At 34.1% G+C, this 13,535-nt stretch carries 16 protein-coding genes; 5 read left to right on the top strand and 11 right to left on the bottom strand.

Annotated elements, in window-relative coordinates; all coding sequences use genetic code 4:
• Positions 1-22: 22 nt before the first annotated feature.
• From WEN_RS01355 to gltX, 6 genes are all read right to left on the bottom strand, one after another.
• Positions 23-718: a hypothetical protein gene (locus WEN_RS01355; RefSeq protein ID WP_014849772.1), complete on the bottom strand. Its 696-nt coding sequence runs from the start codon at positions 716-718 to the stop codon at positions 23-25.
• Between the two features lie 78 nt (positions 719-796).
• Positions 797-1,723, bottom strand: a complete 927-nt coding sequence (locus WEN_RS01350; RefSeq protein WP_014849771.1) for a hypothetical protein — start codon at positions 1,721-1,723, stop codon at positions 797-799.
• Between the two features lie 45 nt (positions 1,724-1,768).
• Positions 1,769-2,296 carry a hypothetical protein gene (locus WEN_RS01345; RefSeq protein WP_014849770.1) on the bottom strand — a complete coding sequence of 176 codons (528 nt, stop codon included), beginning with the start codon at positions 2,294-2,296 and terminating at the stop codon, positions 1,769-1,771.
• 13 nt (positions 2,297-2,309) lie between these two features.
• The gene (locus WEN_RS03740; RefSeq protein WP_158308819.1) at positions 2,310-2,483 is read right to left on the bottom strand and encodes a hypothetical protein; all 174 of its coding nucleotides are present in this window, start codon (positions 2,481-2,483) and stop codon (positions 2,310-2,312) included.
• The gene (locus tag WEN_RS01340) at positions 2,484-2,990 is read right to left on the bottom strand and encodes a hypothetical protein (RefSeq protein ID WP_014849769.1); all 507 of its coding nucleotides are present in this window, start codon (positions 2,988-2,990) and stop codon (positions 2,484-2,486) included.
• A 2-nt stretch (positions 2,991-2,992) separates the two neighbouring features.
• Complete coding sequence (gene gltX, locus WEN_RS01335; protein WP_014849768.1) at positions 2,993-4,450, bottom strand: glutamate--tRNA ligase; 1,458 nt, start codon at positions 4,448-4,450, stop codon at positions 2,993-2,995.
• Positions 4,451-4,471: 21 nt separating this feature from the next.
• On the opposite strand from gltX, the gene WEN_RS01330 reads away from it, so the two are divergent.
• Positions 4,472-5,467 carry a pseudouridine synthase family protein gene (locus WEN_RS01330; RefSeq protein WP_014849767.1) on the top strand — a complete coding sequence of 332 codons (996 nt, stop codon included), beginning with the start codon at positions 4,472-4,474 and terminating at the stop codon, positions 5,465-5,467.
• Here the strand turns inward: WEN_RS01330 and WEN_RS01325 are convergent.
• The 3 genes from WEN_RS01325 to rpmA are packed head-to-tail and all read right to left on the bottom strand — an operon-like array spanning position 5,454 to position 7,372.
• Positions 5,454-6,161, bottom strand: coding sequence for a hypothetical protein (locus tag WEN_RS01325; protein WP_014849766.1), 708 nt, complete (start codon positions 6,159-6,161; stop codon positions 5,454-5,456). The genes WEN_RS01330 and WEN_RS01325 overlap by 14 nt on opposite strands.
• On the bottom strand, positions 6,136-7,101 hold the full coding sequence (locus tag WEN_RS01320; protein ID WP_014849765.1) for an L-lactate dehydrogenase: 966 nt from the start codon (positions 7,099-7,101) through the stop codon (positions 6,136-6,138). The genes WEN_RS01325 and WEN_RS01320 overlap by 26 nt, the downstream gene beginning before the upstream one ends.
• A gap of 13 nt (positions 7,102-7,114) precedes the next feature.
• Positions 7,115-7,372: a 50S ribosomal protein L27 gene (gene rpmA / locus WEN_RS01315; protein ID WP_014849764.1), complete on the bottom strand. Its 258-nt coding sequence runs from the start codon at positions 7,370-7,372 to the stop codon at positions 7,115-7,117.
• A 34-nt stretch (positions 7,373-7,406) separates the two neighbouring features.
• Between rpmA and WEN_RS03690 the strand changes: the two genes are divergently transcribed.
• Together WEN_RS03690 and rlmB are read left to right on the top strand one after the other, a co-directional pair.
• On the top strand, positions 7,407-8,705 hold the full coding sequence (locus WEN_RS03690) for a class I tRNA ligase family protein (protein WP_014849763.1): 1,299 nt from the start codon (positions 7,407-7,409) through the stop codon (positions 8,703-8,705).
• Positions 8,706-9,452 (top strand): 23S rRNA (guanosine(2251)-2'-O)-methyltransferase RlmB, encoded by a 747-nt coding sequence (rlmB, locus tag WEN_RS03685; protein ID WP_014849762.1) that lies wholly within the window; start codon positions 8,706-8,708, stop codon positions 9,450-9,452.
• Here rlmB and WEN_RS01300 read toward each other — a convergent pair.
• A complete protein-coding gene (locus tag WEN_RS01300; RefSeq protein ID WP_014849761.1) occupies positions 9,445-9,738 on the bottom strand; it encodes a hypothetical protein in 294 nt (97 codons plus the stop codon). The two genes, rlmB and WEN_RS01300, sit on opposite strands and share 8 nt — an antisense overlap.
• Positions 9,739-9,771: 33 nt before the next feature.
• The gene (locus WEN_RS01295) at positions 9,772-11,343 is read right to left on the bottom strand and encodes a type 2 periplasmic-binding domain-containing protein (protein WP_014849760.1); all 1,572 of its coding nucleotides are present in this window, start codon (positions 11,341-11,343) and stop codon (positions 9,772-9,774) included.
• Between the two features lie 93 nt (positions 11,344-11,436).
• On the opposite strand from WEN_RS01295, the gene WEN_RS01290 reads away from it, so the two are divergent.
• Positions 11,437-12,543 (top strand): hypothetical protein, encoded by a 1,107-nt coding sequence (locus tag WEN_RS01290; protein WP_014849759.1) that lies wholly within the window; start codon positions 11,437-11,439, stop codon positions 12,541-12,543.
• Positions 12,544-12,588: 45 nt separating this feature from the next.
• Positions 12,589-13,236 (top strand): hypothetical protein, encoded by a 648-nt coding sequence (locus WEN_RS01285; RefSeq protein WP_014849758.1) that lies wholly within the window; start codon positions 12,589-12,591, stop codon positions 13,234-13,236.
• Positions 13,237-13,535: the final 299 nt, after the last annotated feature.

Raw genomic sequence — 13,535 nt, 5'->3', positions numbered from 1 at the left:
GAACTGTTTATTTGTAACTCAATTATTCAATTACTATCGGATTAAATCCTTCTGCTCACTTTAAGTCTTTAGAGTGACATGCACCAACTGTATCATCAGACTTAATTTTTATTGAGCAACCCTTAACCCCTCTGTAATGTCTTTGGCCATTACAGTCTCCTAAAGAAAAGCTAATTTTTGAGAGGTGTGAATCTTTTTGATCTGAGACGCCTGCATCTTCAAAGTTTGCAAATGTAAATAGTCTTTTGTCACACCTCATCAAAAGGCCTCATCGACTAGAGTCTTCACCACCTCCAGTCTCTCCCAATCAATTATTTTTACTTGTTCTGCCAACAGATAATGTGAATCAGGTTTGTTTAGAGTCGATTGTTTTATGCAAATCTGCTTTGGTTTCATATTGCTTGTCATAGATGGGTCGTGTGTTCTGGAAACTTTGATAATGCCCTTCACCCACTAATTGAAGTTCTGCTCCCTCTGTAACTTTTGAAACACCTCCCTTTTTAAATGTCAAGTAAACAGATAAATCAGAATAAATCCATTTTTTGTCTCCCTCGTCGTCTTTTTCCTTTCTCTGTCTACAGGTAAATAAATAGAATCTATCTTTTGCCCCCGCCCTTCAAACATGTTCAGGATCTCATTCTAAGGAAGAAAGAGATGTGAAACTGACAATGCCGGTGCCCCCTCCCAAGATCGCTAAAACAAACTTTAAGAAAAGCATAAAAGCAGAATATTAGCTGATTTTAATTTTTATATCCTGTCTGACAGGGCTTTTAAGAGTTTTAAAAAACTAAAAATCTTATCTCTCTAATGTCGTAGCAATAGTAGGTTTAATAGAAGAGTTTCACTTTATTTGACTTCCCTTTCCATCTTTGATTCCTTCATTGTCTATTGTTGCCTCACTCAATTTCATGATTAAGGCATTTTTAGGTGCTTGTTTTGCCCAGAATCAACTCTTACCACTAAGAACTTTCTTTGTGCTTTTTTGAAATCTAGATTGCCCAAGATACTTATCCAGATTCATTTCTCCTCAAATAACTCAATCTAGAACTTTAAAAGGCCAAGGAGATCCATTGACAATTAAATTTCCATAATTTTGGAATAATTGGTTATTGCTATCAATCTTTTGTTTTGAACACTGTTTGCTTTCATCTCGCTTCACTCAAAACCCTACAATTTCTCTACTTACACTCACTCTTTGTCCAACAACTTCTGTGTTTTCCTTTAGAGACCCAGTCCAACTTTTTCCCTTGTCTTTCACATTTAAAGGTTGTCTGTCAGAAACTCCTGCATGACCTCCAGTAGAACTTTCTGTTTCCACAACTAACAAAAAGTGAATAGAGTTCTCAAACTCTAAGGCAATAAGTCCAAATTTATCTAAGTCTGAGCCATTTATAACTTCTCCCTGAGAGCCATTCTTATATACTCTAAAGGCTCCTGTAATCTGATAATCCTTTGAATTACTACTCTTAACTCTCCCAGATTTAAGCATTAATTCATATCCATTTCCAACAACAGATGTATTGGTTACACATACTCCTGAAGTTGGCATTCCTTGATAGTATTTCTTTCCTTTAGTTGCTTCTTTGTTGTTTTCAGTCTTGTATTCAACAGTTAATAAAACATCTCTGTTTTTCTCTGAATCAAGAGGTGATCCAAAAAGAAAACAAGAACTACCTCCTGTTCCAATAAAAGCTAATAGTTTTCCTAAAAGAGATGATTTCAAGGAGCCTTAAAGACTACCTCCTCTAAACCCTAAATTTAAAAAATATTAATTGCGAGGAAGAAAAATATCTAAGTAGGCTTTATTTGAACTGAATTGACACTGAAAGGATATTCCTTCCTCCCCTCACCTACAACTCTTATTTGGATCTATAAAGTTATCTTCTAATTCCTTAAATTCTTCCGGAAACTCTCTTATTCTTGCCTTTTGTTCTCCAAAAAACTTAACTACTAATTCCTCAGTTGTATTGTCATAATTCAATCTTTGGAGTGGAGTGAAAAGAATAGAAGAAGGAGTCTCTTTATTTCTTTCTTCATATCTAAACCTAGCATAAAAGAAAAGAGGACTTTTATCACCCCTAGAGCTTGGTTTACAAATAAATATTGTCTCAGGAGAGTCACTAAAGGAAATACATTCTCTTTGTAAGTGTTGTTTTCGGAGAGGGATACTCTTTTCTTTTTGTGACTTAATTTTTTCTTTCGGGAGGTAAGGTGTTGTTTTGAAACTATTTTGTAAAAAAGGAATAAAAGCAAAGGGGATTAGAGCTGGAAGAATAATTAGTCTTTTAAGTGTCACTCATTAATAATAGTTATCTTTGAACTTGAACCGCAGAATCTAATTGTTCTTGTGCCTTACCTTTCAAATGATTTCATATTTTGTTTTTAGTTTCCTCTGAGAGTCCAAACTTATATACAGGAAAAGAAATACAACCTGTTCCTACTGCTACCCCAAGAGCAATTAAGAACTTAAAGAGAAAAGACATCTACTCAAACACTCAACTCTTTTCTCCCTTTCCTAAATAATTAAGTATTTGAAATTCAAATAATTGTGAATATCTTTGATCTTCTCCTTGTCCTCCCCTCACACTATGACTGTTGCTTTTCTTAAGTAGGAGTCAATCCTTTAATAGAGGAGTTTCTCCTTGAGTTATCTTCATTACCTTTAGATTATCTGACTTAGAGCCAGTAATTAAGTTAAATGACTTACTCTCATCTAACTTAATTGATTGAATAAAGGATTTAGGTACTAATATCTGTCAGTCATACTCTTGTTCTTTATAACAATGAATTATCTGGAAAAAAGGTGAGTTAGGTATTATGTTCTCCAAGTGTTGTTTGTCAAATTTCTTAATTTGACAATCTCAAGCTCTTTCATCAGCTAACTCTGTTTTTTTCTCACTCTTCCTTAATCCCTTATCAATAAAATAGGATAATGGAGCTATCCCTCCAGCTCCAATAACTAAGAAGTAGATTAAGTTCTTTAAAGCCAAAACTAACTAAGTTGTTTTAAGGCCTTCTCTAGTCTCTCCTTAGACTTCTCTGGTCCTAATAAGAAAAAGATAGAGAAGAGTGGAAGACCTTCAGCTTCTCCAGTCAAAACTAGTCTCAAGTTGGTATAAAAGTCATGTTTCTTTATCTCTAGTTTTGCACAAAGTATCTTTAAGAACTTTTGTATCTCCTTCTCTTCTTTAAAGTCTTCAGGACTTGTTTCACTTAAGCACTCTAAAGTCTTTTGAATTAAAGAGGTAACTCCCTCAAAACTCTTTAACTGATCTATAACCTCTTTAGTTAGATAGTTAGTTGAGTAAAAAGCACTAGCTAACTCATCTAAGAAAGAGGCATACTTAACTCTTGATCTGAATCTAATTGCAAACTCTGTCTTTTGTTCTTTAGTTAACTGATAGTCTTTCAGTTCACCCTTAAAGAAAGGTAGTACAAAGTTCAGATATTGATGTAAATCTAATTGATTCAAATAAGACTGACTCATTCACTCTAACTTCTTGAAATCAAAAGTAGAGGGAGAGCCACTTAAACCACTAGTAGAAAAGTGTTCTATTGCTTCTTTTAACTTAAAGAATTCTCTCTCTCCTTCTGATCATCCTAGTGTCAATAAGTAATTAAGTATTGCCTCTGGATAATATCCTTGATTCAAGAAATAATCCACAAAATATCTATCTGAATCTTCATCTCTCTTAGAGATCTTTCTACCTGCCTCAGAGAGAATTAAGGAGAGATGTCCAAATCTAGGAAGTGAGTCTCCCCAGCCAAAAGCTTCATATAAAGCTATTTGGTAAGGAGTATTAGAGATGTGTTCTTCTCCCCTGAAAACATCTGTTATCTTCATCTCATAATCATCAACTACAACAGCAAAGTTATAGGTAGGTAATCCACTACTCCTCATTAGAATAATGTCTCCTAATGCAGTAGCAGAGATGAACATCTTTCCCCTCACATAGTCTGTTCAACTATATACCTTTGACTGATCTACCTTTAACCTGACACAGTGAGAAAGTCCTTGTTCCAACTTCTCCTTTATCTCTTCCTTAGATAAGTTGCGACACTTACCAGAATAAAAGTGAGTCTTTGTTTCTTCTGAGTTATCCCCCTCACAAAAACATCTATAGGCCTTACCAGCCTTTAATAGCTGGTTTATTCTATATATGTATCTATCTAGTCTCTCAGACTGAAGATAAGGCCCAACATCTCCGGGCGATTCTGGAGATTCATCGGGAGTGACAGACATAGAAACTAAACTATCTCAGATCTTCTTAACTTGTTCTTCTTGATGTCTTTCCCTATCTGTATCTTCTATTCGTAAGATGAATCCTCCATTGTGTTGCTTGGCAAATAAATAATTAATAAGAGCTGTTCTTAATCCACCAATGTGTAAAGAGCCAGTTGGTGATGGAGCAAATCTAGTTCTTACTACTCTTTGGTTCTCTTCAGCCATTAGTACCTAAATAATCTTTTAATGTTATCGACCATAGAACTTAAGATAGATGATTCTAGGTGAGAGAACTATAACCTCTGAAAATACATTAAACTGGTCCTTCCACACTACACTAAGTTACTAGTTATTAAGGAATTAAGACTTAAGAAGATACTAGTTAATAACCAAACTAGTTTTTTTCAATACAAGTTACAGCTAGGGGATGTTATCTCTATTATTCCCGTTTCAGAGAGAGAAAATACTAATCCTAAACCAATACTAAAGAGCTCTAAACCAGACTCAATAGAAGAACAGATTGTATTTGAGAACTCAGAGCTATTAGTTCTAGCTAAGAAAGCTGGTCAAATAGTTCAACCTTCTTCTAAACTAAGTTGTTATTCACTGGAAGAGCTATTGCAACTCTATCTAAGCTCTAAAGAGAAAGTTAGCTCTGGTCTAGAATACCCTGCCAAGTTCATTCACAGAATTGATCATCCAGTTTCAGGACTTCTTATAGGAGCGAAGACTGCAACCTCTCATAACCTATTAAGTAATTCACTTAAACACAGAGAGCTTAAGAAGGTCTACAGAGCAATAGTATTTGGCTCTTTTCCCCAAGAGTTTCTAAGACTAAGAAATTGAATAGTTGATAAACATTCAAAGGTAAAGGTACTGAAAGAACCAACTAATGAGTCCAAATTAGCTATTCTAGAGATCAAAAGACTAAAAAAGAATTCTAAGTATAGCTATTTAGAGCTCAATTTAGTTACTGGAAGAAAGAATCAAATAAGAGCTCAATTAGCTGATCTAGGTTTTCCTATACTAGGAGACAGGAAATATTACTCTGAACTCTTTAAGTCATCTATTAAGCTATCTGAGATTAAAAAACTACCTTTTAACTCTAAAGAAATAGCTCTTGTTTCCTATAAGGTAATCTTTCCAGATTCTCTCTTAAAAGAGTTAAAGCTATCTACTAACAGCATTACCTTACCTCCTAAAAAGAATGTATTAGAACAACATCTAACTAGATTTTTCTAATAACATACTTGTCTAGTCTACTTAATATCTCAGTTACTTTATTCTCTTTCTTTAACTCCAGAAAGTCAAGTGTTTTGGGCTTAAACTCTTCTTTTTTAACCCCAACCTTTTCAATAATCTCAGCAGCTTTTCCTCAAAGCTTATTCATATGTTGTCTCCCTCCAAATCAACTTAGTATGCTCTCTTTAGAACAAACTAACTGAAAATAACCAATTACTAGGAGAGAGAATATACAACCAAATACAGGAAAACAAAGAGCATAGCAAGATAGTCTAAGCTCTCTTAGATTTGTTTGTCAAGAGAGATTAATAGTAGATAGATTGAACACTAAAGAGATAAAGGAGACTATTAGTGTTCCTAGATTAATAAAGATAAAGGCAGTCTCTCCTGAGTTGTGTGCTCTCCTGAAACCATCAAATAGTCCTTTAGTGACATAGTTTTGTCAAACCTTCGGGCTCATAAAGTAGAATATCTTTTCTGCTCAATTTGCATCTTTAATCTGAGCTGATAAGTGAATTGCAGATAGTCCAACTATATATAGGAGAAAAGAGCCTATAGAGAGATAAAGAGAGGCTCCAAATAACCAACTAAGCTTTACCTTAGTTTTTTCAAGATCTATAGATTCCTTTTCCCCCTCCAGAGAGGAGAGAGAAACTAAAAAGAAATCTCTAAATCAAGTCCCGAATTGTCTCAATATTGTCTTTTAGTATCTTTGCAGAATTTTCTAACTTACTTCTTTCTTTGTCTTTTAGAGGGATTGATACTATTTGTTCTATTCCCTCAGAACCAACAATAGTAGGAAGACTAATAGCTACTTCAGATAGACCATATTCTCCGTGTAGTACTGAGCTAACTGGAAGTATTTCTTTAGTGTTGTATATAACTGCTTGTAGTATCTTAGTCATGGCTACTCCTATACCATAGTGAGTTGCTCTCTTTCTGCTAATGATTTCATAAGCCTTTCTGTAAACAACCTTTTCCAGTTTTTCTTCATAGTCAGAACAGCAGAAAGGAGAGTTAGGATAGTGAACTTCTTCACATCTATTAATACTTAGTCCAGATACTTTCATTTGTGAGAAAGTAACTAAAGAGCTATCTCCATGTTCACCTAGTACAAAAGCTCCTTCTAGACTAGCAGGAGCAATATCTAATGCTTTTATTACCTCTACCTTTAGTCTATTGGTATCTAGAACTGTTCCAGAACCAATAACTTTCTTATCTTCAAAACCTGTTACTTGTTTGTATACATAAGTAAGAACATCAACCGGATTAGAACAAATAAGAGTTATTCCGGAGAATCCAGAATTCTTAACTTGTTCTGCAATTCCCTTCATAATAACTGCATTATCTCTAATCATTTGTAATCTGGTTTCTCCTTCTTTTTGTGCTCTTCCTGCAGTAATTACTATGTATTGATAGTTCTTTAACTCTGAATAACTCTTAATTACATTAATTCTCGGTCTAAATGCAAAGTGCGGAATAGCATCTTCTAGATCCAATGCTTGTCCAGTAGCAAATTCAACATTGTAGTCTAGTAAGCCATACTCAGAAGCTAATCCTTGGTGAATAGCGGAATATAGGAAAGAGGAACCTACTGCTCCACAACCAATAACTGCTATCTTAGTAGTTTCCATTTTCTAAATTATTTTAGAGTTTTTCTATTACCTTAACTCTCTTCTTATTTCCCTTAAAGCTTTGATAACTAACTATTCCAGAGATCTTGGCATAGAGTGTATGATCTTTTCCGAATCCCACATTCTCTCCTGGATGAATCTTGAATCCCCTTTGTCTATAAATGATTTGTCCAGCTTTTGCAAACTGACCATCACTTAATTTGGCTCCTAAAAATTTAGGAGCTGAATCTCTCCCGTTCTTAGTAGATCCTACCCCCTTCTTTGAAGCCATAAAAATATCTAAATTTATATTAATTATTAGCTAAATGTCCCTCAAGTTATTTGATACTCTCTCTCAAACTAATAAATATCTTCCAGAAAAACAACTTATTTCCATATATGTGTGTGGTCCCACTCTCTATAACTACTTACATCTAGGAAATCTAAGACCTATAGTTATCTTTGATTTCTTGATTAGATATCTGAGATATAAGGAGTTAGATTACAAATATGTTCAAAATCTAACAGATATTGATGAAAAGATATTCATTAGCTCTCAAGAAAAGGAGATAACTGCTTCAGAGCTAACTTCTCAGTTTTCTCTCTCTTTTTTCAATATCTACAAAAAACTCAACTTAATACAACCTGATCTATTACCTAGAGTAAGTGAACACTTATCAGAAATTAAGTGAATTATTAGTAGTCTTATCTCTAGAAATCAAGCCTATTGAGATAAGTCTTCTCAAACAGTTAAGTTCTTGCAACCCCCAAAAGATAAGAGTCTTAACTACTTCACTTCTTATGAAGAAGAGCTATCAGAAGAGACTAACTTTGCTCTCTGAAAAGAGAATGTAAATAGCAAAGAAGACTATGAATCCCCTTGATTTAGGGGAATACCGGGTTGACACATAGAATGTTTTGCTATGTTACACAAATACTTTGAGTTACCTATAACCATTCACGGAGGGGGAGTAGATCTTAAGTTCCCTCACCACGAGAATGTAAATCTATTGAGTAGAACTGCTTGCAATTGTGAAATTGCAGATATATGAGTTCATATAGGGCAAGTACTTAATGAAGAGGGGAAACTATCTAAATCCTCTAACTTTAGTTGAAAGGTAGAGGAATGTGCTAGTCTTTACTCTTGAGAGCTCTTAAGATATTTGTTCTTAAAGGCTAGATATAACAAACCACAGACTATTACTAAAGCTAATTTAGATAATTACTGAGCTGAGTGAAAGAGTTTTATTAGTGCTTTAAATTACGCACAGATAATTCTCTCAAGAGAGGGTTTGGCAGAAGAGTTTCACCAAGATATTCAAGAGCTAGATGAGAGATTTATCTCTTGCTTAGAAAATGATCTCAATCTTCCTGAGGTTTTATCTTGTTTAGAGAATTGAAAGCAACTTCTTTTAAATGCAATCAAGTCACAAAAAAACAGTGAGATTGCTTTATATAGAAAAACACTAAGCTTTCACCTGAGTTGATTGGGATTTACCTTTCCTAAGCTCTCTCAGACAGAACTAAATGAAGCTAAAACTTGATTTGATTTAGTTGAATCAAAGGAATATCAACAAGCAGATTTAATTAGATCTAAGTTACAAGAAAAACTAATAATTCCTTAGTTGATTGAGAAAAAGTTAGTACTTAATGGGAGAAAGAGTGTCTTAGAGCTTTTAAGTAATGAATCTTTAAGAGAGTTAATACAAAATATCTATCTCTCTTCTTCTCAACAACAAATCATCTCTGAGTGTCAAAGACTCTCAGTACCTTACTCCATCAAACCAAAGAATTGGCTCAAGAATCTACAAAAAGAGATGAATTCAAAATACAGTGATGTATTTGCCTCTCTTAAATCCAAAGAGCAACTAACTTTTTCAGAGATACTAGAAGAGCTCTCTAGAACTGATTCACCTGAGTGTATTGTGATGTTAGATAAATTACAAGATCCCTATAACTTTGGAGCTATCATAAGAACCTGTGTAGCTTGCGGAATTAAATACATAATTTATTCCTCCACTAATAATGTCAGACTAAATAGCTCAGTCTTAAAAACCTCTCAAGGTTATGCACTTAAGTTGAACTTAGTGATGGTTCCTAATTTAGCTAATGCTTTAGAGAAACTCAAAAAACTAGGTTTTTGAAGTTATGGGGCTTCTTTAAGTTCTGACTCTAAGACATACTATAAAGCTGAATTCAGTTCTAGAAGTGTTATCTTGATGGGCAATGAAGGAGATGGTATCTCTAAACTCTTAGAGTCTTTAGTTGACTGAAAGATAAAAATACCTCTAGAGAATAATGTAGATTCCTTAAATGTCTCTGTAGCTACAGGAATACTACTTTATGAATGAATAAGACAGAGAGCTAGCTAGAGAGTTCTACTTCTTTACACTCTCCATCCTCTGTTTCAGTTTTCTCTTGTTTAGTTACAACATTTTGAGCATCTTCTCCCATTCTTGTATCTGTCTGAATACTAATTTCTGTAACTGTTGTTACTTTGCCTTTGGAACAAGTAGAGCTACTGTGTCTGGTTTTAGTAACAGTATGTTCTTTAATCTCTTCAGAATACTTTATTAAAGCAGGAATAGAAGCACCTCCTGCAATAACAGTTCCTCCTGTTAATAGATAAGCAACTGTTTTCCAAGGAAATGTACTCATTACTTAATTACTTTAGATTTTTTTTGCTAAGCCTTAGAAACCATTTTTTCATCTCTCGAAAGCCATAGTTAGATTTAAGTTTTGAGCATCTGATAGTCCTCCTTCAAAGACTATGGAGATATTACATTGTTGTTCTCCAGTGTCTCGTTTTTTTCTACTTTTAGATTTCTTTTCCAAACAATCTTCTATATCTGGGTTACCATAGAGAAACTCCATTTCTTTTTTGTAGAAATCTTCGGAGCCGGAAGAGCTAGAACCACTTCCACCGCCCCCCCCACCTTCACTGGATGGCAATTTTCCTTTAATTCATTGATTGAAAGTTTTTAGTGCAGGAGTATACATGATCTCGTTGTAATTGTCAATTAATCAACCTGTTGTTTGTTCCTCCTCTCCCTCTTCTTCTTCTGTCTCTTTGGCTCCTTCGCCTTCTTCATCTTCCGCCAACACTTTTTCCCTTTTCAATGTTTGCAATTTGTCTAAATTGTCAAAAGATATTTTTTCAAGAAATTCATATATTTTTGTAAGTTTTTCTTCACTTACTTTTGCAGAAATAGCAATGCTATCTAATAGCCAAAGAGCTGGATTGAGAGGAACAATATTGATTTGTTTTTCATCATCACCCTCTTCCTGACCTTCTTCTTGTCCCTCCTCCATTTTTAATTCTTCTAGCAGCGTATGAGCATATAGCGCATCCCCGTTGTAAAAGAAAATACCATTTAGCTCTCCTTTACTTAAGGCATTAGAAAGTACAACTGAATCGGGACTGAAGAACACAGGTCTAGAGCCCATTTGATCCCCCTTTTTAATTCCAGCAGCATTTATTTTCATGAAGGAATCGAAAAAATCTTTTTCTGATTTCTTATTTTCTTTATCTTTGAATAAATTTGTTATTTCTGTCACTTCCCCTCCTTGACTGTCTTGACTACTTAATTTAGAAAGAGAAAAAAGAGTTAATTCATCTTCTACCATTCCTAGTTTGGGTCTGTCATCAACTGTTTTAAAGCGTTTATCTTCAGTTATTTTTTGAATTAACTCTTTTCAGCCCATGGGCTTCATTGTTGTGCTGCCACTTTCTCCATCAGACACGCCATCTCCATCCCCTAACTCTTTCTTCCCGCTATATGCAAAAGCTAAATAACTTAAGAAATAGGGAACTCCGTGTGTTGCTAGTTTGCTGTTTTTAGTGAAGAATTCCTTAATTACTGGGGAATATAATTCTCCAAGTTTGTTAGCTACTTGTGAGCCATCAGTCCCATGACCATTGATTCCTTTCAACTGAGACCTGACTGAACCATTAAAACTCATTCAATCAATTTGACGTACTAAACCCTTATCTATAGCTTCTTCGAGAGTAGAAGAACTTAAAACAGCTAAATCAAAGGCTCCAGAGGCAAAGCCATTAAATACTTCTTTGTCATTCTCGAAATAAATGGTTTTTAAGTTGTAATCGTTGTAAGCTTCATCAGCAATACTATCTAGGATATAAGACTGATAAGTAGCTAATACTAATTCATTACTTAAGTTAGTATTAGTGGTTACTACAGATACTGGTATTACTAATGAAGCTGAAGAAGGTAATAGAAAGAACTTAGTAAAGAAACCCAATTTCTATTAATAAATAGAAATTATTGAAAAATAAAATAACAAATTAATAAGAATATTAGGGGAAAGGGGATTTATTTTTAGTAAGGTCAAGTATTGATTGGTTTATTAAAGGGTTCAATAAACATAGGAAAAGGATTAGTAACTACTGGTAGTTTAGGAGGCATTTGCTCTTTCTTCACTCCTATAGATTCTCTATTGGATGTAGCTAGAAAGATACAAATTACTTCTACAGCGGAATGGAATGATTGAGGTAAAGGATTTATTACCCCAACCTTTAACTCTCGTTGGCTCGGGGGGGGCTTTGAAAAACCAACTACATACTCTTTTAGCTATATTGCAAGACTATCTAGTGAAAATCCACAAAATAAATCTGTAGCTAAAAGAGCAAAGAGAAGCTTAAGTTCGAGCGAAGCTGAGGGGGAGTTTAGGTTAGTAGAAAAAGTAGGAGATACAGGAATAATAAGAAAATCAGAAGCTAATGGTCATAATGGACTAACTCCCAAGAAATTCTTATTAGTCGGGGTCAATAATACTAATAAAGAAGTAGAGGTATGAGGTTTGGTGTCTTTCGTACAACAGGATCATGGAGGAATAAAAGTTAAATGCAAAATAACTGAAAAAGATGGAGCCATACAGAATGGATATTGTGATAAAGAATTCTTCAAGGCAAATGAAAACACTAGTTCAATGCCAGGTTTTATTAAGTCAGAACTTAAAGATACAACTGGAACTAAAACAGTTGGAATTAAGGGATTAAAGGGAAGTCTTGGAATTATTTTTGGTTCCAGAAAAAACAATAACTCTTGAAGATGATCTAGAAGTGGTTACTTATATGGAAAGAAAAACGGAGAGGATAAAAAACTAAAAGTATTCTCAAAAACCTCTGACAAAGCGAGTGGGTTTTATGTAGTTCATGACTTGATTTTTAAAGAAGGTATTTTGACGGGAAATTGAAGACAAAAACATTTAACCTATGGAACTATACTAGAAGGAACAGCTACGGTGGCCAAGAAATGCAAATCTAGTAGTAATGGTTGTGGAAAAGTAGTTGATATTCCCCTATCTACTCGTAGAAGTTATTACATATGAGATCCTTCCAAGACCAAAATAAAACAAGAAAAGATAGTTACAGAAGAAGGAACAATACTACCTTGAAAGATGAATTTTGAATCAACCTTTAATTCCGTTTTGATTGGTTAAGTAAAAAGAATGTATAATTTAAATCAACTACTCAAATAAAAAGATATGGTTTTCCTTCTTAAGGCACTATTAGGAATTAGTGCAATCGGAGGAGGTGTTGTTGCTCCTGTTGCGCTTTCTCGACAAACTAATGCTGTTATAGAAAGAAGAGAAGGAAGTATCGCACAAAAACTTGGTTCTACTCTTGGAAAGACAATTTCTAATTTTGGAAATACTTTATTTGAAGTAAGAGCTAGAGAAGCTTCTCATCAAAAAATTAGTAAGGCTTTAGGACAAGTGGCTAATTGCAAATTACTTCAAAATCCTGAAAATCCAGAATATTGACTAAATGCTCTTTATGCTTGCAATGAAAATAGCAAAGGGGAAGTGGAATTTAAGTATGTAAGTGCAAGAAATAATTTTGTTTCTAGAGCTGAAGATGGTTTTGTAAAGAAAGTTTCAACAGTTAATTACGTAGAAGAAGGTGTTGATACTTCAAAAACTGCTAAGTTGGAATTAACTTTTGAAAATGGTTCAAGAAAAGATTGAAAAGTAGCTGTTGGTAGTGGATGAAAGCATTTCAGCAATGTGAATCTAAGTGAGCAATGCACAATTAGTTCTAAAGGGGCAGGAGGAAATGATCTTAGATGTGTATTGCAAGGATGAGAAGGAAATAACAGCAGTCACTCTGTTTATCGATTTTCAATCTTTTAATTAGAGACTCCTTTCACTTTAGAGTAAGATAAGAAGCAATTCAGAATTAAGAGTGTCTTTAAAATCGTTTCCTATCTTTTAAACGCTTAATTGGCCAGTAACAGTCAATAGACCTTAAAGAATTACTATAGGTTCAAACTCTTTTCACTTTAGTCACGTATTATTTCCAACTTTAATTTCTGTTGAACAACTTCTAACTCCATTCTCGGTACATTAACCAAAGACCAATTCAAAAAATTTCTCTATTTTCTTGAGTCACCTTTAAGATTGTTGAAAAAATTATTTTTTTAGTATTTATA

Origin of the sequence: Mycoplasma wenyonii str. Massachusetts (assembly GCF_000277795.1) — a bacterium.
Taxonomy (GTDB): domain Bacteria; phylum Bacillota_I; class Bacilli_A; order Mycoplasmatales; family Mycoplasmoidaceae; genus Eperythrozoon_A; species Eperythrozoon_A wenyonii.
The sequence above is the reverse complement of the archived record's forward strand: the minus strand, read 5'-3'. Positions and strand labels throughout refer to the sequence as shown.